The organism is Actinomadura sp. NPDC048032 (genome assembly GCF_040653175.1).
Lineage (GTDB): Bacteria > Actinomycetota > Actinomycetes > Streptosporangiales > Streptosporangiaceae > Spirillospora > Spirillospora verrucosospora.
Window position 1 is genome coordinate 1 of sequence record NZ_JBEZJP010000106.1, and the last position, 21514, is coordinate 21514.

At 73.2% G+C, this 21514-nt stretch carries 20 protein-coding genes; 15 read left to right on the forward strand and 5 right to left on the reverse strand.

Annotated elements, in window-relative coordinates; genetic code table 11:
• Window positions 1-96 precede the first annotated feature (96 nt).
• Window positions 97-1539, reverse strand: a complete 1443-nt coding sequence (locus tag AB0C69_RS16695) for a PucR family transcriptional regulator ligand-binding domain-containing protein (protein ID WP_360354212.1) — start codon at window positions 1537-1539, stop codon at window positions 97-99.
• Between the two features lie 95 nt (window positions 1540-1634).
• On the opposite strand from AB0C69_RS16695, the gene uraD reads away from it, so the two are divergent.
• The 10 genes from uraD to AB0C69_RS16745 all read left to right on the forward strand — a co-directional run bounded on the left by uraD (window position 1635) and on the right by AB0C69_RS16745 (window position 11581).
• Window positions 1635-2108: a 2-oxo-4-hydroxy-4-carboxy-5-ureidoimidazoline decarboxylase gene (gene uraD / locus AB0C69_RS16700; RefSeq protein ID WP_360354214.1), complete on the forward strand. Its 474-nt coding sequence runs from the start codon at window positions 1635-1637 to the stop codon at window positions 2106-2108.
• Window positions 2105-2419, forward strand: coding sequence for a hydroxyisourate hydrolase (gene uraH / locus AB0C69_RS16705; RefSeq protein ID WP_345183989.1), 315 nt, complete (start codon window positions 2105-2107; stop codon window positions 2417-2419). Before uraD ends, uraH begins: the two co-directional genes overlap by 4 nt.
• Entirely contained in the window at window positions 2419-3279 is an 861-nt protein-coding gene (gene pucL / locus AB0C69_RS16710; RefSeq protein WP_360354216.1) for a factor-independent urate hydroxylase, read from the forward strand. Before uraH ends, pucL begins: the two co-directional genes overlap by 1 nt.
• Before the next feature lie 25 nt (window positions 3280-3304).
• Window positions 3305-4183: an FAD binding domain-containing protein gene (locus tag AB0C69_RS16715; protein ID WP_360354218.1), complete on the forward strand. Its 879-nt coding sequence runs from the start codon at window positions 3305-3307 to the stop codon at window positions 4181-4183.
• Window positions 4183-4668 (forward strand): (2Fe-2S)-binding protein, encoded by a 486-nt coding sequence (locus AB0C69_RS16720; RefSeq protein WP_360354238.1) that lies wholly within the window; start codon window positions 4183-4185, stop codon window positions 4666-4668. Before AB0C69_RS16715 ends, AB0C69_RS16720 begins: the two co-directional genes overlap by 1 nt.
• On the forward strand, window positions 4665-6026 hold the full coding sequence (locus AB0C69_RS16725) for an 8-oxoguanine deaminase (protein WP_360354220.1): 1362 nt from the start codon (window positions 4665-4667) through the stop codon (window positions 6024-6026). Before AB0C69_RS16720 ends, AB0C69_RS16725 begins: the two co-directional genes overlap by 4 nt.
• Window positions 6027-8336 carry a xanthine dehydrogenase subunit D gene (gene pucD / locus AB0C69_RS16730; RefSeq protein WP_360354222.1) on the forward strand — a complete coding sequence of 770 codons (2310 nt, stop codon included), beginning with the start codon at window positions 6027-6029 and terminating at the stop codon, window positions 8334-8336.
• A complete protein-coding gene (gene allB / locus AB0C69_RS16735; protein WP_360354224.1) occupies window positions 8333-9631 on the forward strand; it encodes an allantoinase AllB in 1299 nt (432 codons plus the stop codon). Before pucD ends, allB begins: the two co-directional genes overlap by 4 nt.
• Window positions 9628-10626, forward strand: coding sequence for an allantoicase (gene alc / locus AB0C69_RS16740; RefSeq protein WP_360354226.1), 999 nt, complete (start codon window positions 9628-9630; stop codon window positions 10624-10626). The genes allB and alc overlap by 4 nt, the downstream gene beginning before the upstream one ends.
• Before the next feature lie 79 nt (window positions 10627-10705).
• Window positions 10706-11581 carry a hypothetical protein gene (locus AB0C69_RS16745; RefSeq protein WP_360354228.1) on the forward strand — a complete coding sequence of 292 codons (876 nt, stop codon included), beginning with the start codon at window positions 10706-10708 and terminating at the stop codon, window positions 11579-11581.
• Between the two features lie 55 nt (window positions 11582-11636).
• Here AB0C69_RS16745 and AB0C69_RS16750 read toward each other — a convergent pair whose 3' ends face one another.
• Both AB0C69_RS16750 and AB0C69_RS16755 read right to left on the reverse strand, forming a co-directional pair.
• Window positions 11637-11870, reverse strand: a complete 234-nt coding sequence (locus tag AB0C69_RS16750; protein WP_089314270.1) for a DUF397 domain-containing protein — start codon at window positions 11868-11870, stop codon at window positions 11637-11639.
• A 103-nt stretch (window positions 11871-11973) separates the two neighbouring features.
• Window positions 11974-12594 carry a TetR family transcriptional regulator gene (locus tag AB0C69_RS16755; protein ID WP_345184008.1) on the reverse strand — a complete coding sequence of 207 codons (621 nt, stop codon included), beginning with the start codon at window positions 12592-12594 and terminating at the stop codon, window positions 11974-11976.
• A 238-nt stretch (window positions 12595-12832) separates the two neighbouring features.
• Here AB0C69_RS16755 and AB0C69_RS16760 point away from each other — a divergent pair, with 238 nt between their 5' ends.
• The 3 genes from AB0C69_RS16760 to AB0C69_RS16770 are packed head-to-tail and all read left to right on the forward strand — an operon-like array spanning window position 12833 to window position 16732.
• Complete coding sequence (locus AB0C69_RS16760) at window positions 12833-14452, forward strand: AMP-binding protein (protein ID WP_360354230.1); 1620 nt, start codon at window positions 12833-12835, stop codon at window positions 14450-14452.
• Entirely contained in the window at window positions 14453-15559 is a 1107-nt protein-coding gene (locus AB0C69_RS16765) for an acyl-CoA dehydrogenase family protein (RefSeq protein WP_360354232.1), read from the forward strand. It begins immediately after the preceding gene.
• Entirely contained in the window at window positions 15560-16732 is a 1173-nt protein-coding gene (locus tag AB0C69_RS16770) for an acyl-CoA dehydrogenase family protein (RefSeq protein ID WP_345184014.1), read from the forward strand.
• A gap of 73 nt (window positions 16733-16805) precedes the next feature.
• On the opposite strand, the gene AB0C69_RS16775 is transcribed toward AB0C69_RS16770, so the two are convergent.
• Window positions 16806-18233 carry a glutamate decarboxylase gene (locus AB0C69_RS16775; protein WP_360354234.1) on the reverse strand — a complete coding sequence of 476 codons (1428 nt, stop codon included), beginning with the start codon at window positions 18231-18233 and terminating at the stop codon, window positions 16806-16808.
• 124 nt (window positions 18234-18357) lie between these two features.
• Complete coding sequence (locus AB0C69_RS16780) at window positions 18358-19026, reverse strand: TetR family transcriptional regulator (protein WP_345184019.1); 669 nt, start codon at window positions 19024-19026, stop codon at window positions 18358-18360.
• Between the two features lie 139 nt (window positions 19027-19165).
• Here AB0C69_RS16780 and AB0C69_RS16785 point away from each other — a divergent pair, with 139 nt between their 5' ends.
• Entirely contained in the window at window positions 19166-20785 is a 1620-nt protein-coding gene (locus AB0C69_RS16785) for an MFS transporter (RefSeq protein ID WP_360354236.1), read from the forward strand.
• A gap of 24 nt (window positions 20786-20809) precedes the next feature.
• Window positions 20810-21514: rhomboid-like protein (locus tag AB0C69_RS16790; RefSeq protein WP_360354240.1), on the forward strand; the 705-nt coding region annotated here is incomplete at its 3' end.

The following is a 21514-nucleotide window of genomic DNA, read 5'->3' on the forward strand; positions in this document are numbered from 1 at the left end:
GCACGGGCAACGAGCTTCCGCGCCGCACCTGGGACGCGGTCGTCCCGGCGCTCCTGCGGCACACCTCCGCCTGACGGGCGCCGGGGCCGGCGCGGCTCAGACGAGGAGGGCGAGGAAGAAGTCGACGCGGTCCTCCATCCGGGACAGGTCCCGGCCGGTGAGGTCCTGGATGCGCTGGACGCGGTAGCGGACCGAGTTCACATGGAGGTGGAGCTCCTCGGCGCAGCGCGTCCAGGACCCGGAGTTGCGCAGGAACGTCTCCAGCGTCCGGACGAGGTCGGCGCCGTGGACCTCGTCGTAGGAGTGCAGCGGGTCCAGCAGGCGCACCCGGAACATCCGGCGGACGTCGTCCGGCACGCTGGCGAGCAGCAGCACGTGGGTCGCGAGCTCCTCGTGCCGGACCACGCACACGGGGGAGGGACGGGTCGCGGCGAGGCGGCGGGCGTGCCGCGCCTCCTCGATCGCGCCGCGCAGCCCGGAGGGCCCGGCGGGGCCGCTCACCCCGACGGCCACGCGGGTGCCCGCGAGGCCGGGGGCGAGGAAGCCGAGGGCGTTCTGGACGGCTGCCGCGACGTCCTCCCCGGCGGACGGGACGAGCGCGACGGCCTCCCCGTCCAGCAGCCCGACCACCGGCCGCGCCCCCGGCACGACCTCGGCGAGGACGGTGCGCAGCTCGCCCGGACGCAGCGGTCCCTGCGCGGACGCGGCGACGGCCACGACCGGTGCGGCGAGCCTCTCCGGCTCGGGCGGGCCGTCCCCGGTGAAGGCGGCGGTGACGATGTCCTGGGACGCGCGGTCGTCGGCGCGCATCCGGGCCCGTTCGAGGCCGACGATGGCCGCGAGTTCTCCGGCCATCGCGTGGCGTTCGGGCGGCCAGGCGGCGACGTCGCCCTCCAGCGCCACGAACCAGTCGGCGACCCGGGGCGTGTCGGCGGGCGACACGGCGAAGACCGACATGTCTTGATCTGGGACGTGGTGCGGCAGCCGGGGCGCGCCGAGGAACGCGGCGGCCAGGGCGGCGGAGTCGGCCGGCGGCGGGCCCGCGACGACGCGCCCGGCCGGGGAGAGGACGTGGCAGTGGCCGACCAGGTCGAGCACGGCGTCGAGCCCGGTCCCCTCGACCAGGCGGCGGTGCCGGTCCAGCAGGGCGGCGAGGTCGGCGGCCCGGGCGCCGGACAGGTGCCGGACGACCTCCTCGGTGACGGTCGCGAACGCCACGTCCTCCGGGACCTTGAACAGCGGCATCTCGTGCCGGCGGCACGCCGCCACGAGGTCGTCCGGGACGGCGCCGAGCGTGAGGTCCCACGCGGCCAGGCCGGACACGCCCGCCCCGGCGAGCGCCGCGACGAACGCCTCCGAGTCGGCCGGGCCCGTCCGCCAGACGAGACCCGTGAGCACGAGCTCGCGCCCGCGCAGGTAGCGGCCGGGGTCGATCAGGTCGGTGGTGACGACCCAGCGGATCGGCCGGTCCAGCTCGTCCTCCCCGGTGACGACCTCCAGCCGCAGGCCGGGCATGGCGAGCAGGGAACGCAGCTTCATACGTAGGAAGCTACAAAAGACCGCCCGCGACCGGCGCCCCGGTTCGGACGTCCTGCCTCTCGACCTGGCCCCGGACGGGCTTGTGTACTGCAAGCGTGGTGGAACCGAGCACCGAGGAACTGGCGGCCTGCTGCGCGTCCCGCCGGTGGATCGCCGCGGTCGGCGGGCGGGCCTACCCCGACCTCGCCGCGCTGCGCGCCGCGTCGCGGCGGGCGCTGGACGGCCTGGACTGGGCGGACGTCGAGGAGGCGCTCGCGGCGCATCCGCGCATCGGGGACCGGGTGGGCGGCGGCACGCTGGAGGCCCGCTGGTCGCGGGGAGAGCAGGCCGCGGCGAGGGCCGCGGAAACCGATGTTCAGAACGCCCTCGTCGCGGGGAACCGGGCCTACGAGGAGCGTTTCGGCCACGTGTTCCTGATCCGCGCGTCCGGGCGCTCCGCGCTGGAGATGCTCGCCGCGCTGCGGGAACGGCTCGGCAACGACCCCGCCGCCGAGCGCGACGCCGTCCGCCGGGAACTGGCGGAGATCGTCGACCTGCGGCTGGCCCGGCTGGGGGAGGAGGACGCGTGAGCCTTTCGACGCACGTTCTGGACGCGGCGAAGGGGGTGCCCGCCGCGGGCGTGGCCGTCCGGCTGGACCGCCGCGACGCGGGCGGCGGCTGGACGACGCTCGCCGAGGCCCGCACCGACGCCGACGGCCGCGTCCGGGAGTGGGGCGCCGAGCCCGGCGAGGGGGTGCACCGGCTGACGTTCGCCACCGAGGGGCTGTCGGACTTCTACCCCGAGGTCACGGTCGCGTTCACCATCGCCGACCCGGGCCGGCACTACCACGTCCCGCTCCTGATCAGCCCGTTCGCGTACTCGACGTACCGGGGGAGCTAGTGGCGATCGTTCTCGGGCCCAACCGCTACGGCAAGGCGGAGACGCGCGTCGTGCGCGTGACGCGGGACGGCGGCGTCCACCGGCTCAAGGACCTGAACGTCGGCGTGGCCCTCTCCGGCGCCATGGACGAGGTCCACCTGACCGGCGACAACGCGGCCGTGCTGCCGACCGACACCCAGAAGAACACCGTGTTCGCGTTCGCCAAGAGGCACGGCATCGGCGCGATCGAGGACTTCGGCCTCCTGCTCGCGCGGCACTTCACGGCCTCCCAGCCGGCGGTCGCCCATGCCCGCGTGGAGATCCGCGAGTACGGCTGGCGGCGCGTCACGGGCGGCCACTCGTTCGTCCGGGACGGCGGCGAGGTGCGCACGGCGCTGGTGCACTGCGGCGCCGAGGGGGAGTCGGTCGTCTCGGGCCTCACCGACCTGGTCGTCCTCAACTCCACCGGCAGCGAGTTCCACGGCTTCGCCCGGGACGAGTACACGACGCTCGAACCGACCGACGACCGGATCCTCGCCACGGCGGTGACGGCCCGGTGGCGGCACCGGGGCACGGCCGGGGCCTGGGACGAGTCCTACGCCGCCGCCCGCGACGGCCTGCTGCATGCCTTCGCCGAGACGCACAGCCTGTCGCTCCAGCAGACGCTCTACCAGATGGGGCACCGGGTCCTGGCCGAACGGCCGGAGGTCTGCGAGGTCAGGCTGTCGCTGCCCAACCGGCACCACTTCCTGGTCGATCTCGAACCGTTCGGCATGGACAACGACAACGAGGTCTATTTCGCGGCGGACCGCCCGTACGGGCTCATCGAGGGGACGGTGCTCACCGACGACGCGCCCGCCGCCCCGGCGGCCTTCGACTGAGGCCGCCATGGAGGAATACTGAGACATGGACTTTCTACGACCGCTGACCTGGGAGGACGCGCTCGCCACCAGGGCCGCGCGGCCCGGGGCCCTGCCCGTCCAGGGCGGCACCGACGTCATGGTCGAGATCAACTTCGACGTCCGGCGGCCCGAGGCGCTGCTCGACCTGACCCGGATCCGCGCCCTCGCCGAATGGGACACGGTCGACGGCCGGCTCCGCGTCGGCGCCGGCGTCCCCTATGCGCGGCTGATCGGCGAGCTGGGCGGGCGGCTGCCCGGCCTCGCCCAGGCGGCCCGCACGGTCGGGTCGCCGCAGATCCGCAACCGGGGCACGATCGGCGGCAACCTCGGCGCCGCGTCACCCGCCGGGGACGGCCATCCGCCGCTGCTGGCCGGGGACGCGGTGGTGGAGGCCGAGTCGGCCGAGCGCGGTGTCCGGATGATTCCCGTCGCGGAGTTCTTCACCGGGGTGAAGCGCAACGCGCTCGCGCCGGACGAGCTGATCCGCGCGTTCTGGACGGCGCCCGCGTCCGGCCCGCAGTACTTCTCCAAGATCGGCACCCGGAACGCGATGGTGATCGCGGTCTGCTCGTTCGCGGTCGCGCTGCACCCGGGCGAGCGCCGCGTCGGCACCGGCCTCGGTTCGGCCGCCCCGACCCCGCGCCGCGCGACCGAGGCCGAGGCGTTCATCTCCGGCGAGCTGGACTGGGACGGGCGCCGCCCGCTCGCCGAGGCCGCCGCGCGGCGCTTCGGCGAGCTGGTGCGGGACGCGGCGTCGCCGATCGACGACGTCCGCGGGACGGGCGGGTACCGCAGGCACGCCCTGGCGGTGCTGGCGCGCCGCACGCTCACCTGGGCCTGGGACGACCACCGCAGGGCGACCGTGGGAAAGGCGGCCTCGTGATGCGCGTGAACCTGACCGTCAACGGGACCGAGGAGGCCGTGGACGAGGTGTGGGAAGGCGAGAGCCTGCTCTACATGCTCCGCGAGCGGATGGGCCTGCCCGGCTCCAAGAACGCCTGCGAGCAGGGCGAGTGCGGCTCCTGCACCGTCTACCTCGACGGCGTGCCGGTGTGCGCCTGCCTGGTCGCGGCGGGGCAGGCCGAGGGCCGCGAGGTCGTCACCGTGGAGGGACTGGCCGAGGGGCCGCCCGGCGAGGAGCGGCTCGACCCCGTCCAGGAGGCGTTCGTCGAGGCGGGCGCCGTCCAGTGCGGGTTCTGCACGCCCGGCCTGATCGTCCAGACGCACGACCTGATCGAGCGGAACCCGGCGCCGTCCGACGCGGAGATCCGCGAGGCCCTCGCCGGGAACCTGTGCCGCTGCACCGGCTACGAGAAGATCCTCGACGCGGTGCGCCTCGCGGCCGAGCGGAAGGCGGTCGCCCGATGAGGCGCCTCGTGATCGAGAACGCCCACGTCGCCACCGTGTCGGGTGACGAGCACCCGGGCGGCCACATCGTGGTCGAGGGCGACCGGATCACGTCCGTCGGGCCCGGTCCGGCCCCGGAGACGGGCACGGACGGGGCCGAACGGATCGACGGCACGGGATGCCTCGCCACTCCCGGCCTGGTCAACTCCCACCACCACCTCTACCAGTGGGCCAGCCAGGGCATGGCCGTCGGCGGCACCCTGTTCGAGTGGCTGACCACCCTCTACAAGCCGTGGTCGAAGATGGACGCCGAGGTCGTCGCGGGCGCCGCCACCGCCGGGCTCGGATGGCTCGCCAAGTCGGGCTGCACGACGTCCACCGACCACCACTACCTGTTCCCCAAGGGGCGCGGCGACCTGTTCGCGGCCGAGATCGAGGCCGCCCGGGAGCTCGGCGTCCGGTTCCATCCGTGCCGGGGGTCGATGGACCGGGGCGAGTCGCAGGGCGGACTGCCCCCGGACGAGGTCGTCGAGGACCTCGACACGATCCTCGCCGAGACCGAGGCCGCGATCGACCGGTACCACGACCCCTCGCCCGGCTCCCTGCTGCGCGTCGCCGTCGCGCCCTGCTCGCCGTTCTCCGTCACACGGGACCTGCTCGTCGAGTCGGCCCGGCTGGCGCGCGACAAGGGCGTGCGCCTCCACACCCACCTCGCCGAGACGCTCGACGAGGAGGAGCACACCCGCGAGCAGTTCGGCATGACGCCGGCCGAGTACATGGACTCGATCGGCTGGCTGGGCCCCGACGTGTGGCTCGCGCACTGCGTCCACCTGCACGACACCGACGTCAAACGGCTCGCCGAGACCCGCACCGGCACCGCGCACTGCCCGAGCTCCAACGCCCGCCTCGGCGCCGGGATCGCCCGCGTGTCGCACCTGCTGGAGGCGGGCGCGGCGGTCGGGCTCGGCGTGGACGGGGCGGCGTCGGCCGAACTCGTCCCGCTGGCCGGGGAGCTGCGGCAGGCGATCTACATGCAGCGCGCCCGGTACGGGCCGACCGCGCTGGACGCCCGGCAGGCCCTGGAGATGGCGACCCTCGGCGGCGCCCGCTGCCTCGGCCGCGAGGACGAGATCGGCGCCCTCGCCCCCGGCAGGCTCGCCGACATCGCGCTCTGGCGCGTCGACGGCTTCCGCGCCGCGGTCGACGACCCGGTCGTCGCGCTGGCGTTCGGCCCGACGCCGCCGCTGGAGCGCCTGCTCGTCGGCGGGCGCACGATCGTGGACGGCGACACGCTCGTCACCGTCCCGCAGGACGAGGCCGGGCGGCGCGGCGCGGACGCCCACCGCCGCCTGATGCGCCTCGCGGAGGAGGTGCTCTGAATGACGTCCCCGACCACGACCCCGGCCCACGCCGCCACCCCGGGGACCGGCGGAGTCGGCGAGAGCCCGCTGCGTCCCGACGGCACCCTCAAGGTCACCGGTGAGTTCGCCTACGCCTCCGACCTGTGGCTGGAGGGCATGCTGTGGGGCGCCACGCTCCGCAGCCCGCACCCCCGGGCGCGGATCCGGTCGCTCGACGTCGGCCCCGCCCTCGCGCTGCCCGGCGTCCGCGCCGTCCTCACCCACGAGGACGTGCCCGGCCGCAAGGTGTTCGGCATCGACCACACCGACGACCAGCCCGTCCTCGCCATCGACCAGGTCCGGCACCAGGGCGAGCCGGTCGCGCTCGTCGCCGCGGACCACCCCGAGACGGCGCGGCGCGCGATGGACCGGATCGCCGTCGACTACGAGGTGCTGGAGCCGGTCACCGACCCGCGCGCGGTGATCGCCGACCCGGAGGGACTGAAGGTCCAGGACCGCGGCGGCATCACCCGGCACCAGCCGGTCCGGGTCGGCGACGTGGACGCCGCCAGGGCCGCGGCGGAGGTCGTGGTGTCCGGCGAGTACGAGGTCGGCATCCAGGACCAGGCGTTCCTCGGCCCCGAGGCGGGCCTGGCGATCCCGACCGAGGACGGCGGCGTCGACCTGCACGTCTCGACGCAGTGGATCCACAACGACCTCAAGCAGATCGCGCCCTGCCTCGCGCTCCGCGAGGACCAGATCCACATGACGCTCGCCGGCGTCGGCGGCGCGTTCGGCGGCCGCGAGGACCTGTCGATGCAGATCCACGCGGCGATGCTGGCGCTGCGCACCGGCCGGCCCGTGAAGATGTCCTACAACCGGTACGAGTCGTTCTTCGGGCACGTCCACCGGCATCCCGCGCAGATGCGGTACGAGTACGGCGCCACGCGGGACGGACGGCTCCTCTACGCCGACGTCGAGATCGTCCTGGACGGCGGCGCGTACACCTCGTCCACGATGAACGTCGTCGGGAACGCCGCCTCGCTGGGCGTCGGCCCCTACGAGATCCCCAACATCCGCATCGACGGGTACGGCGTCTACACCAACAACCCGCCGTGCGGCGCGATGCGCGGGTTCGGCGCCGTCCAGGCGTGCTTCGCCTACGAGTCGATGATGGACAAGCTCGCCGCCGCCTGCGGCCTCGACCCGGTCGAGATCCGCCGCCGCAACGCCGTCGCGCAGGGCTCCCGGCTCGCGACCGGGCAGGTCATCGAGTCGCCCGCGCCGCTCGCGGACATGCTGACCCGGCTGGAGGCCATGCCGATGCCTCCCGCCCCGGACCGCTCCGACCTGCGCGACCTGCCGGGCGGCGTCTCCCAGACGACCCACGGCGAGGGCGTCGTGCGGGGCGTCGGCTACGGCGTCGGGCTCAAGAACATCTGCTTCTCCGAGGGGTTCGACGACCTGTCCACGGCCCGCGTCCGGCTGGAGGTCATCGGCGGGGAGGCCACCGCCCTCGTGCACACCGCCGCCGCCGAGGTCGGGCAGGGCCTCGTCACGGTCAAGGGGCAGATCGCCCGGACCGAGCTCGGCGTCCAGAAGGTCACGATCGCCCCGGCCGACAACCGGGTCGGCGACGCCGGGTCCTCCAGCGCGTCCCGCCAGTCGTACATGACCGGCGGGGCGGTCAAGGCGGCCTGCGAGGCGGTCCGCGCCGAGCTCCTCGCGCTCGCCGGGCGCCGCTTCGGCCGCACCGACCTGACCGTCGCCGGCGGGAAGATCATTTCGCGGGCCGGGGGCGCGCTCGGCACGATCGAGGACGTCCTCGGCGAGACCGCCATCGAGTGCACCCGCGAGTACCACCACCGCCCCACCACGCCCCTGGACCCGGTCACCGGTCAGGGCCGCAGCCACACCCAGCTCGCCCTCTGCGTGCACCGCGCCGTCGTCGACGTGGACGTCGACCTCGGCCTCGTCAAGGTCGTCGAGCTGGCCGCCGTCCAGGACGTCGGCAGGATCCTCAACCGGACGGCGCTGGAGGGGCAGATCCACGGCGGCACCGCGCAGGGCCTCGGCCTGGCGCTGATGGAGGAGATCGTCGTGAGCGGCGGCCTGGTCCGCAACCCGTCCTTCACCGACTACCTGATCCCCACCATCCTCGACATGCCGCCGATGCGGCTGGACATCCTGGAGCACCCCGACCCCGAGGCCCCCTACGGGCTGCGCGGCGCCGGGGAGCCGCCCACGCTGTCGTCCACGCCCGCCGTCGTCGCCGCGATCAGGGACGCGACGGGCCGGGCGCTGACGCGCGTCCCCGTCCGCCCGGAGCACATCGTGACCGGCCCATGACCCCGGACGACCTCGTCATCCGTTCCCGCCGGACCGTCCTGCCGGAAGGAGAGCGACCCGCGGCCGTCTCGGTCCGCGCCGGGCGCATCACGGCGATCTCGCCCTACGCCGCACCCGCCTCGGTGGACCTGGGCGACGTCGCGCTGCTCCCCGGGCTCGTCGACACCCACGTCCACGTCAACGAGCCGGGCCGCACCGAATGGGAGGGCTTCGCCACCGCGACCCGCGCCGCGGCGGCGGGCGGCGTCACCACGCTCATCGACATGCCGCTCAACTCGCTGCCCCCGACCGTCGACCCGCCCGCGCTCGCGGCCAAACGCGCCGCCGCCGAAGGCGCCTGCGCCGTGGACGTCGGCTTCTGGGGCGGCGCGGTCCCCGGCAACACGCCCTCGCTCCGCCCGCTCCACGACCTCGGCGTCTTCGGATTCAAGTGCTTCACCTCCGACTCGGGCGTCCCGGAGTTCCCGCCCCTCGCGCCCGCCGAGATGAGAGCGGCGTTCCGCGAGATCGCCGCCTTCGGCGGCCTGGTCATCGTGCACGCCGAGGACCCGGCCTCGCTGTCCCCGCCGACCGGCGGCGACTACCGCGCCTTCCTCGCCTCCCGCCCGCCCTCCGCCGAACGCCGGGCCGTCGAACAGGTCGTCCGGCTGGCGGAGGAGACCGGGGTGCGCGCCCACATCCTGCACCTGTCGGCGGCCGACTGCCTGGACGTCCTCGCCAAGGCCCAGGCCGGCGGCCTGCCGGTGACCGCCGAGACCTGCCCCCACTACCTGACCCTCTGCGACGGCGACGCCGGGACCGCCGCGTTCAAGTGCTGCCCGCCCATCCGCGACGCCGCCAACCGCGACCGGCTCTGGCAGGGACTCGCCTCAGGAGTGATCTCCTGCGTCGTCACCGACCATTCGCCCTGCACGCCCGACCTGAAACGCGGCGACTTCGCCACCGCGTGGGGCGGCGTCTCGTCCCTGCAACTCGGGCTCCCCGCCGTCTGGACGGCGGCCCGCGCCCGCGGCCACGACCTGGCGGCGGTCGCCCGCTGGATGGCCGAGGCCCCCGCCGCGCTCGCCGCCGTCCCCCGCAAGGGCGCCATCGCCGTCGGAAACGACGCCGACCTCGTGGCCTTCGCCCCGGACGAGACCTTCACCGTCGACCCCGCTTCCCTCCACCACCGCCACCCGGTCACCCCCTACGAGGGCAGAACTCTGACGGGAGTCGTCCAGGCCACCTGGCTGCGCGGCGCACCCGTCGGCGACGTCCCCGCCGGCCGCCTGCTCACCCGCGAGGAGGGACGATGACCGACGTCACCGCCCTGCCGGACCTGGCCGTCCGCACCCTCGGCGGGTCGGTCGTCGCCGCCAGCGACGAGTCCTTCGCCGAGAAGGAGAATCTGCTCAACCCGTGGAGACCGGCCTTCCGTCCGGAGACCTTCGGCCCGAAGGGCCAGCTCTACGACGGCTGGGAGACCGCCCGCCGCCGCACCCCCGGCCACGACTGGGCCCTGATCCGCCTGGGCCTCCCGGGCCGGATCCACGGCATCGTCATCGACACGGCCTGGTTCAAGGGCAACTACCCCCCACACGCCTCAGTGGAGGCCTGCTTCGCCGACGGCTACCCCACGCCCGCCGAACTCGAAGCCGCCGACTGGCTGGAGATCGTCCCGAAGACCCCCCTCCAGGGCGACACCACCCACACCCTCCCGACGGCCGAGCCGGAACGCGTCTTCACACACGTCCGCCTCAACATGTTCCCGGACGGCGGAATCGCGCGCCTCCGCGTCCACGGCAGGGTCGTCCCGAACCCCGCGTACCTGACGGGCATGACGGTGGACCTGGCCGCCCTGGAGAACGGCGCCCACGTCCTCGACTGCTCCGACCGCTTCTACTCGTCCCCCGACAACATGCTGTTCCCCGGCTTGGCCCGCACCCAGGCCGAAGGCTGGGAAACCGCCCGCCGCCGCGACGGAGGCAACGACTGGGCCGAGATAGCCCTGGCCGCCCCCGGCACCATCGAACTGGCCGAAATCGACACCACGAACCTCAAATTCAACGCCCCCGCCGAAGCCCAGCTGACGGCCACCACCACAAAAGGCGACCACGCCGTCATCCTCCAGCGCACCCGCCTGCAACCCGACACCCGCCACCGCTACTGCCTGAAAACCCCGGAGGTAGCGAAGGTCCGCCTGGACATCTACCCCGACGGCGGCATAGCCCGCCTACGCCTCTGGGGCCCCCTAACCTCCAAAGCCGAACAAGCCCTAATAACCCAATGGAACACTCACACCCGTAAATAACGGACTGTGATGCACGCCACACGAGAAGTCATTGGATAGTCACGGTATCTAACAGTGGCGGTCAAGTAACTTGCCGTGCATGGGCACCGCCAAACACGAAGGGCCGATAAAGATCATCCGGGACAACCCGGAAGTCGTGGCCCAATTACTCAAAACCGCCTTCGGAATCGACGTGTCCGACGCGGCCACCATCAGGTCGACGAGCGAGAGCTGTACACAGCCGGCCCCCGCCGCCTACGTCGCCGACAACGTCGTCGAAATATGCGAAGCCGGGTCCACCGAGCCCACCATCGGCGTCATAGCCGAAACCCAGCTCGCCAAGGACCCCGACAAGCACGGCAGCTGGCCGGTCTATCTGACCTCGCTGCACGCCAAACTCCTGTGCCCGTGCTATCTCCTGGTCATCTGCCCCAGCCGATCGGTGGCGGAATGGGCGCGCGAGGCGATCCAGATCGGTCACCCGGGCTTCAACCTCGTCCCGTACGTGGTCGGTCCTGGCATGGCGCCCCTCGTCACCACCCCCGAACAGGCCGCACAGAGGCCAGAGATGACCGTTTTGGCCGCCCTGGCCAACATCATCCCGACCGACAAGGAGTCCCTGGAGATCACGCACGCCGCCCTCGCCACCATCTCGAACGAGGACGAGGAAAACGGTCGTCTGTACACTGACCTGGTAATGGGCGTGCTCTCGAAAGGCGCCCGAAAGATCTTGGAGGGGTACGTGAAAGCCGGAGCCGCCGGATACAAGTTCAAGAGCGAGCCGTTCCGGCGCTCGCACGCCGAAGGCCAGGCCGAAGGCGAGGCGAAGTCGGTTCTGAAGGTCCTCGAGGCGCGGGGGCTTTCGGTGTCGGACGACGTGCGGGAGCGGGTCCTGGCCTGCACTGACCCGGAGCAGTTGGATCAGTGGCTGGTTCGTGCCGTCACGGCGGAGCGCGCTGACCAGTTGTTCGGCTGAGCCGCTCGGTCGAGGGTGAGGACGCCCCCGGTGGATGCCGGGGGCGTTGGGCCGGTCACGGGGCCTCGGTGGGGTCTTCCAGGAGGTCGTCGAACTCGCCGTCCTTGACGCCGGCGATGAAGGCGTCCCACTCGGCCTCGGTGAAGTAGAGGATCGGGCCCTCGGGGTTCTTGGCGTCGCGCATGACGACGGCCCGCTCACCGAAGTCCTTGTGCTGGACGGGGACGTCCTTGCCATCGATGAACTCGATGATGACCCCGTCGCTGAGGATCGGTTCCTGTCCGGTCACTGGCACCCCTTTTTCGTCCTGGCTCCTGTCGGACCCAAGGCTAATGGGGAACGCATGGGCGGCACATGGGAAAACGGTGACTCTCCGTTCGCTCCCGTGTCGCTCAGTCGATGAGGAGGCGCGAGGCGGTGATCTCCAGGCGGGCCTGGATCTCCTCGGCGGTGGCGTTGCCGCGCAGCATCTCGATCATCTCCATGGTCCAGATGCCGGACAGGGCGCGGGCGACGAGGCGGCGGGGGTCCTCGGCGGGGATGTTCTCCGGCGGGCCGGACGCGGCGCGCAGGAGCAGCTCGCTCATGCGGTCGCCGAAGTCGGTCTTGACGTCGGAGAGGAGGAGGGAGCGGATCAGCGCCTCCGCCAGCTCCGGCTCGCGCATCAGGCCGCGGGTGGCGCGCATCAGCACCTCGACGGCGCGGTCCGGGGCGCCTCCGGCGCGGGGCGGGCGGCGCTCGATGCTGCCTTCGAGGAGGTCGAGCTCCTCGCTGACGACGGCGACGACCAGGTCCATCTTGGACGGGAAGTAGCGGTAGAGGGTGCCGAGGGCGACGCCCGCGCGCTCGGACACGGTGCGCATCTGCATCGCCTCGATCCCGCCGCGCGATGCGAGCGCCGCGGCCGCCTGGACGATACGCTTGCGCCGCTGGTGCTGGCTGCGGGAGCGCACGCCCTGGCCGCCCGGCTGACCCCGGGTCTCCTCCCCGGTCACTGTCGGCTCTGCGGTCACGGTCGCCTTCCCTTCTGTGCGGGCCCGGTCGCCCGACGCGTCCCTCCCAGGGTACCGCTCTTGCGAGAACCTGTTATCTGATCAGCTCACCGCGATCTCGTCTCCGGCCGCCCTTACCCGCCCGGTTTCCCATGACACCCAGGCGAACCGGGTTGCGAAGGGGGGAGCTCGGCCCTCTGGACACTTAGTAGAATCTGTTCTACTTTTTCGCCGTGGGACGGAGCGGGGAGGTGGGCCGGTGAGCGTCGCGGCGCTGCTGGAGGCGCGGGTGGACGACGACCGCCCCGGGCTGCGGTCCGCCGACGACGGCCGGGCCTGGACGTGGCGGGAGGTCGTGGCCGAGTGCGCGGCGCGCGCCGCGTGGATGCGCGGTGAGGCGCGGCCCGACCGGCCGGTCCACGTCGGCGTCCTGCTCGACAACCTTCCCGAGGTGGTGTTCCTCCTCGGGGGCGCGGCGCTGTCGGGGGCCGTGGTCGTGGCGCTGAACCCGACGCGGAGCGCCGTCGAGCTTGCGGGTGACGCGGAGCGCGCCGACTGCGATCTTGTGCTGGCCCAGCCGCGGTATGCGGAGAAGGCCGCCGCGCTCGGGCTGCCCGTGGTCGACGTGGACGCCTTCGGTGAGCTGGTCGCGCCCTTCGCGGGCTCGCCGGTGCCCGGCGTCTCGGCGATCGGGGCCGGGACGCTGCTGATGCTGATCTTCACTTCCGGGACGTCGGGGCGTCCGCGGGCCGTCCGCGTCACCCACCGGAAGGTGGTCGTGCCGGGCGAGATGCTCGCCGGGCGCATGCTGTCGCCGGAGGCCGTCGTCTACTGCCCGATGCCGCTGTTCCACTCGGGCGCGGTCATGGCGGCGTACGCGCCGGCGCTGGCCGCCGGGGCCGAGCTGGTGCTGCGCACCCGGTTCTCGGCGTCGGCCGTCCTGCCGGACGTGCGCGCCCACGGCTGCACCTACCTGCACTACGTCGGCAAGGCCCTCTCGTACGTGCTGGCCACACCGGCGGGGGAGGACGACGCCGACAATCCGGTGCGGTTCGCGTTCGGGAACGAGGCGGCGCCGGTGGAGCAGAAGGCGTTCGGTGAGCGTTTCGGGTGCTTCGTCATCGACGGCTACGGATCGACGGAGACGGCGATCTCGCTGGCGCCCGACCCGTTCGGGCCGCAGGGCGCGCTCGGGAGGCTCACCGACGGCATCGCGATCCTCGATCCCGCGGGCCGGCCGTGCCCGCCCGGCGTGTTCGACGAGGCCGGACGCCTGGTGAACGGCGACGAGGCCGTGGGGGAGCTGGTCAACACCGGCGACCTCGGCCTGTTCGACGGGTACTACAAGGAGGACGCCCCCGACCGGCTCCGCGACGGCATGTTCTGGAGCGGCGACCTCGCCTACGCCGACGCGGACGGCTACGTCTTCTTCGCCGGGCGCAGCGGCGACCGGGTCCGCGTGGACGGCGAGAACTTCGGCGCCGTCCAGGTGGAACGGGTCCTGGCGGAGCTTCCCGGCGTCCGGCAGCTCGCCGTGTACGGGGTGCCGGACCCGGCGTCCGGCGACCAGGTGATGCTGGCCGTCGCCGCCGACGCCTTCGACCCGGGCGCGTTCGCCGGCTACCTGCGCGGGCGCGCCGACCTCGGGCCGAAGTGGATCCCGCGGTACGTGCGGGTGGCGCGGGAGCTGCCCGCGACCGCCTCCAACAAGATCCTCAAGCGCCGGCTGGCCCGGGAGGGCTGGCGCACCGACGACCCGGTGTGGTGGCGGCCCGGCCGCGACCTCGACTACCGCCCGATGACCGCGGCGGACGCGGCCGCGCTGCGGGACGAGTTCGAGCGCCGCGGCCGGCTGCACCTCCTGGAAGGGAGCGGATGAGTGGACTTCAACCTCGACGAGACCCAGCAAGAGATCAAGGGGCTCGCGGCGGACGTGCTCGCGCGGGAGGCCGCGCAGGAGCGGCTGGAGGCGTTCGAGAAGAGCGAGGCGCCCTATGACGACGTGACGTGGAAGGCGCTCGCGCAGGCGGGGCTGCTCGGCGTCGTCCTGCCCGAGGACGCGGGCGGCGCCGGGCTCGGGCCGGTCGAGCTGGCGGTGGTCCTGCGGGAGGTCGGGGTCCGCACCGCGCCCGTCCCGGCGTACGCCTCGCTCGCGCTGGCGGCCGTCCCGATCGGGGCGCACGGGACGCCGGAGCAGCGCGCCCTGCTGGCCCCGCTCACCGAGGGCGCGACGATCCTGACGGGCGCGTACCGCGAGGTCGGCCCGGCCGGGGAGGTCGCCGCGACGGCCCGCCCGGACGGCGGCGGGTACGTGCTGGACGGCGTGAAGACGTTCGTCCCGTACGCGCGGGAGGCGTCCCTGATCCTCATCCCGGCCCGCGTCGAGGGGAGCGGCGTCGGGGTGTTCCTCGTGGAGCCCTCCGCCGTGACGATCACCGGGCAGCCGTCGGCGACGTCGGAGCCGCTGTCGCGGGTCGCCCTGGACGGTGTCCGGGTCGGCGCGGACGCCCTGCTCGGCGGGACGTCGGACGGCGCCGCCTGGGACACCCTGCGCCGCTCGGCCGTCGCGGGCGCGGTCGCCGTCGCGTCGGGCGTCATCGAGGGCGCGCTGGAGCTGACGAAGGAGTACACGAAGACGCGCGAGCAGTTCGGCCGGGCGCTCGCGCAGTTCCAGGCGGTCACGATGCAGATCGGGGACGTCTACATCGCCAAGCGCGCGCTGGACGTGGCCGTGTGGGCGGGCGTGTGGCGCCTGGCGCAGGGCGCGGACGACGCCGAGGAGGTCCTCACCATCGCCGCCTACAACGCGTGCGACCCCGTGGTGAAGGCGCTCTACACCTGCCAGCACCTGCACGGCGGCATCGGCCTGGACATCACCTACCCGCTGCACCGGTACTTCGCCTGGGGCAAGCACTGCGGGCATCTGCTCGGCGGCGGCGAGGACCGTCTCGACGCGCTCGGCGCCCTCATCGCCCAGGAGGCCTGAATGTTCATCGACCTGACCGACGAGCAGAAGCGGCTGCGCGCCGAGCTGCGCGAGTACTTCGAGAACTGCCTGACGGCGGAGCAGCGCGCGGCCATCCGCGCCGACCCGTTCGGCCCGCCCTACCTGGAGCACTGCCGGAGGCTCGGCCGCGACGGGATGCTCGGCGTCGCGCTCCCGAAGGAGTACGGGGGCCGCGGCTACGGCCCGGTCGAGCAGACGATCTTCGCCACCGAGATCGCCCGCGCCGAGGTCACCTACCCGCTGATCACGCTGAACTCCGTGGCGCCGACGATCCTGCAGTACGGGTCGGAGGCGCACAAGGAGCGGTTCATCCCGCGCATCCTCGCCGGCGAGTGCCACTTCGCGATCGGCTACAGCGAGCCCGGCGCCGGCACCGACCTCGCGGCGCTGCGCACCACCGCCGTCCGGGACGGCGACCACTACGTCGTCAACGGCCAGAAGATCTTCACCTCCGGCGCCCACCACGCCGACTACGTGTGGCTCGCGGCCCGCACCGACCCGGAGGCCAAGAAGCACAAGGGCATCTCGATGCTCATCGTGGACTGCGCGGACCCGGGCTTCTCCTGGACGCCGATCATCACGATGGACGGCGCGCACCACACGAACTCGACGTACTTCCAGGACGTCCGCGTCCCGGCCGACATGCTGATCGGCGAGGAGAACAAGGGCTGGGACCTCATCGTCAACCAGCTCAACCACGAGCGGGTCACGCTCGGGCCGGCCGGGAACATCGGGCACACCCACGTCCGGTTCGCGCGGTGGGCCCGCACGACCCGGGGGCCGGGCGGCCGCCCGCTCATCGAGGAGCCCGCGGTGCGGCGCGCGGTCGCGCAGGTCTACGCCTACCTGCGCGCCAACGAGCTCCTCAACTGGCAGGTGGCGGCCAACCAGGACCTCGGCTGGCTCGGCGCGGCCGACGCGTCCGCCACCAAGATCTACGCCTCGGAGCGGATGCAGGAGGTCGGCCGGATCGTCGGGGACGTCCTGGCCCGGTACGGCGACCCGGGCGACCCGGAGACGGCGGACTTCATGGAGGCCCAGGACCGGCTCGCCAAGGGCGCGCTCGTGCTGACCTTCGGCGGCGGGGTCAACGAGATCCAGCGCGAGCTGATCGCCATGATCGGCCTCGGGCTGCCCCGGGCGCCGCGCTGATGCCGCGCTGATGCCGCGGGGGGCCGGCCGGGCCGGGCGGCGGTCCGCCGCCTGACCGCGGGCCGCCCCGCGGTCAGACCTTCCTGGCCCGCACCTGCTTCGGCCCTGCGCCGTGGGCGAAACCGGCGACCTCCCGGGGGTCGCGGTGGGCGTGCTCGTGCAGGAGCAGCCGGGACGTGGCGCGCCGGAGGTCGTCCATGAACAGGTCGGCGAGGTCGTGCCCGAACCCGTTGCGCACCACGACGCGCAGGACGTCGAGGTCGGTGCGGTTCTCGGGGAAGCTGTAGGCGGGCACGAGCCACCCGTTCTCGCGCAGCGCGGCGGACGCGTCGTAGACGGTGAAGCCGGGGGCGTCTCCCCGGACGCGGAACGCGAACACCGGGAGTTCGCCGCCGTCGGTGAGCGTCTCGTACGGGCCGAGCCCGGCGATCTCGGCGGCGAGCCGGGTGGCGACGTCCCGGCACCCCTGCTGGACGCGGCGGTACCCGTCGAAGCCGAGCCGCAGGAAGTTGTAGTACTGGGCGACGACCTGCGCCCCGGGGCGGGAGAAGTTCAGCGCGAACGTCGGCATGTCGCCGCCGAGGTAGTTGACGTGGAAGACGAGGTCGTCCGGGAGGGCGTCCTCGTCCCGCCACAGCGCCCAGCCCACGCCCGGCATGACGAGCCCGTACTTGTGGCCGGAGGTGTTGATGGAGGCGACCCGCGGCAGCCGGAAGTCCCACGGCAGGTCGGGGTCGAGGAACGGGGCGATCATCGCGCCGGACGCGCCGTCCACATGGACCGGGACGTCGAGCCCGGTGCGGGCCTGCAGGTCGTCGAGCGCTGCCGCGATGTCGGCCACGGGCTCGTAGCTCCCGTCGAACGTGGAGCCGAGGACGGCGACGACGCCGATGGTGTTCTCGTCGCAGAGCTCCACGGCCTCCCGCGCGCCGAGGTGGTAGCGGTCGCCCTCCATCGGCACGTAGCGGGGCTCGACCTCGAAGTAGTTCGCGAACTTCTCCCAGCAGATCTGCACGTTGACGCCCATGACGAGGTTGGGGCGGTCGGCCGGCGCGCCCGCGGCCCGCCGCCGCTCCCGCCAGCGGCGCTTGAGCGCGAGGCCGCCGAGCATCGCGGCCTCGCTCGATCCGGTGGTGGAGCAGCCCACGGCGTGGTGCGGGTCCTCCGCGTTCCACAACCGGGCGAGCATGCGCACGCAGCGCATCTCCAGGTCGGCGGTGCGCGGGTACTCGTCCTTGTCGATCATGTTCTTCTCGGCGCACTCGGCCATCAGCAGCCGCGCCTCCGGCTCGGCCCAGGTGGACACGAACGTCGCCAGGTTCAGCCGCGCGTTGCCGTCCAGCATCAGCTCGTCGTGGACCACCTGGTAGGCGGTGGACGGCTCCATCTCCCCGGCGGGCAGCCGGTTCCGCGGGACCGTCAGGGGCTCCCGCGTGAAGATCGGGTTGATCTCCAGGTCGCGGCCGGCGCGCCCGGCGCGGGGCGGGTGCTTCGGAGCCATGTCGCCCTCCTCGTCCGTGCGGGGACGGGGCGCCCCCGGTCCCGCACGTCAGGTACCCGCCGCGCCGCCGCGCACACACCGCGTGAGCGTGTCGTCGCAGGTCGGGCGCCCGCCGGGGCCCGGGTCAGCCCGCGGGGGAGGGCTCGTCGAAACCGTTCTCCAGGATGGCGAAGGCCTGGTCGACGGTCTCCGACAGCGTGGAGAACGCCCCGCCGAGGCGGCGGGTGGCGTCGGCGGCGGCCTGGAACGCGCAGGTGGTGGCGGCGGCGACGACGTGCGGGCGCAGCTCCGTGGCGGGGTCCAGGCCCATCCGCTCGGCGATGACCTCGGTGAGCAGCGCCTGCTTCTTCTGCGCGTGCTCCAGGCTGCCCGCCATCAGCGTCGGGCTGTCGCTCATCATCGAGAGCATGCACTCGAAGCGGCCGGGGTCGAATCCGAGCTCGCCGGCCTCGCAGGCGCGCGCGATCTCCACCACGGTGTGCCGCAGCGCGGTCATGATCGGCTCGTCCGGGGGGCGTTCGGCGAGCTTGCCCAGCACGGCGCGGGTCTGCTCTTCCTGGAAGGTGAGGGCGACGTCCTCTTTCGAGGCGAAGTAGCGGAAGAACGTGCGGGACGAGACGTCCACGGCGTCGGCGATCTCCTCGACGGTGGTGGCGTCGAACCCCTTCTCGGCGAAGAGGGTGAACGCGGCGTCGACGAGCGCCTCTCGGGTGCGCTGCTTCTTGCGTTCGCGCCTGCCCGGGGGCTGGGAACCGGGGCCGGACGTGCCGGTCTCGGGGGCGGTCGCGGTCATGCGCGCATTGTAATCGCCCGGCGATCGTCCGTCGAGCGCTGGATGTCGTGACGTGAAACATGTCGCACGCAGGCCAAGGGCAGTTGACGACAACTGTCATGCCATGACAGTTTGTGCCCATGCCAAGCCGGAGGTCGATATGACTCAGTCCCATGGCGCCGAGACCCTCGAACCGGGCGCCGTCCCCATACCGCCGCGCGACCAGGCGCGCGGCCGTCCCGCCAGGGCGGGACACGGGCATCCCTGGCTCACGCTCGTCGCGGTCGCGCTGGGCGTGATGATGGTCGGGCTGGACGCGACCGTCGTGTCCATCGCCAACCCCGCGATCGCCAAGGACCTCGGCGCGAGCCTGTCCGGCCTGCAGTGGGTCACCAACGCCTACCTGCTGGCGCTCGCCGTCACGCTGATCCCGGCCGGGAAGATCGCCGACCGCTTCGGCCGCAAGCGCACCTTCCTCGCGGGCGTCGTCGGGTTCGCCGTGTCGTCGGTGCTGATCGGGCTCTCGGGCGGGCTCGGCATGGTGATCTTCTGGCGGGTCGTGCAGGGGTTCGCGGGGGCGCTCCTGCAGCCCGCGAGCCTGGCCCTGCTGCGCAACACGTTCCCGGCCGAGCGGCTCAACGCCGCGATCGGCATCTGGGGGTCCACGGTCGGGATCTCCATCGCGGGCGGCCCGATCGTCGCCGGGCTGCTGGTGGAGAACGTCAACTGGGAGTCGGTGTTCTTCCTGAACGCCCCGCTCGGGCTGGTCGCGCTGCTCGTCGGCCTGTGGGTGATCCGCGAGTCGCGGGACGAGGAGGCCGCCGGCTCGTTCGACCTGGCGGGCGTCGCGCTGCTCAGCGGCGCGCTGTTCGCCCTGGTCTGGGGGCTCATCAAGGCCGGTGAGCACGGGTTCGGCGCCACCGTCCCGCTCGTGTCGTTCGCCGCGTCCGTCGTGCTGTTCGCCGCGTTCGTCTGGAACGAGCTGCGGGTGGAGCGCCCGCTGCTGCCGCTCGGGCTGTTCCGGTCGGTGTCGCTGTCGGCGGCGACCGGCCTCATCGTGCTCGGCTTCTTCGGGATGTTCGGGACGATCTTCTTCATCACCCTGTACCTGCAGCAGGTGCACGGCATGAGCCCGGTGGACGCGGGCGTGCGGATGCTCCCGATGACCGGCGTGTTCATCGTCGCCTCCCCGGTGGCGGGCGCGCTGACCAGCCGGTTCGGGCCGCGGGTGCCGCTCGTCCTCGGGATGGCGTTCACCGCGGCGGCGATGTTCGGCCTGTCGCGCATCGGGGTGGACGCCCCGTACGTGCAGCTGTGGCCGTGGTTCGTGCTGGTCGGCCTGGCGTTCGGGATGGTCATCGTGGCCGGCACCGAGGCCATCGTCGGCAACGCGCCGGCCCACCTCGCGGGCGTCGCGGGCGGCCTCCAGCAGACCGCCTCGCAGGTCGGCGGCGTCCTCGGCACGTCGGTGCTGGGCGTGCTGCTGTCGACCAGGGTCGGGGACGTGCTGTTCGGGAGGCTCACCGGCGCGGGCCTTCCCGGGGCGGCGGCACACCGGCTCGAAGGGCAGGGCGGGCTCGTCTCGCAGGGGGTGGCGCCCATCCCGCCCGGCACGTCGAAGGAGGCGGCCGACGCCATCACGACGGGGAGCCACCTCGCGTTCATGGACGGCTTCCAGACGTCCCTGACCGTGGCGGGCGCCGTCGCGGTCGTCGCGGTGCTCGCCGCGCTCCTGGTGCGGCGGGGGACCTCTCCGGTCGAAGGCGCGGTCGCCGCGTAGGTCCCGGTCTAGGCTGCCGGTGTGATGGGTTTCGCGAGGCTTCGCCGGATCCTCAGGTCCTATCCGATGCCGCTGGCCTTCCTCGGCCTGTTCGCGGCCGTGTGGATGGTGCAGGTGCTGGTCCTGCCGCCGGGCGCGCGGCAGGCGGTGATCGCCTGGGCCAGCACCAACCTGGCCAACCTCGCGGTCAACCCCGTCGGGACGATGGTCGCCTCGGCGTTCGTCGCCGAGGGGTCGCAGGGCGTGCTGCTCGTCGCGGCGGCGATCGGGCTGTTCCCCACCACCCGGCGGTTCGGGAACCTGCGGGCCGTCGCCCTCATCGCGGCCTCGCACGTGCTCGGCACGCTCGTCAGCCAGGGGATCGCGCTGGTGCGGCTGGAGGCGGGCCTGCTCTCGGACTCCATCCGCACGATCCCCGACGTCGGCCCGTCCTACGTGCTGTGCGCGGCGCTCGTCGCGGCCTTCCTGTACGGGGACGGGCGGGTCCGCCGGCTGGTCGCGCTGGCCTGGTGGTGCGCGCTCGTGCCCGTCCTGCTGGACGGTCTGCTCACGCTGGAGGTCGCCGCCGTCGGCCACCTGGTGGCCATGCTCACCGGCGCGGCGGCCGGGGGGCTGCTCCTGCTCCTCGAACGCAGGACCTCTCCTTGCATCTCATTGCTCTGTTCGTCAGCCGAGCCGCCGGACGCGCAGCATGGACCCGGCGGCGATGCGGGACGCGGTGGTCTGGGT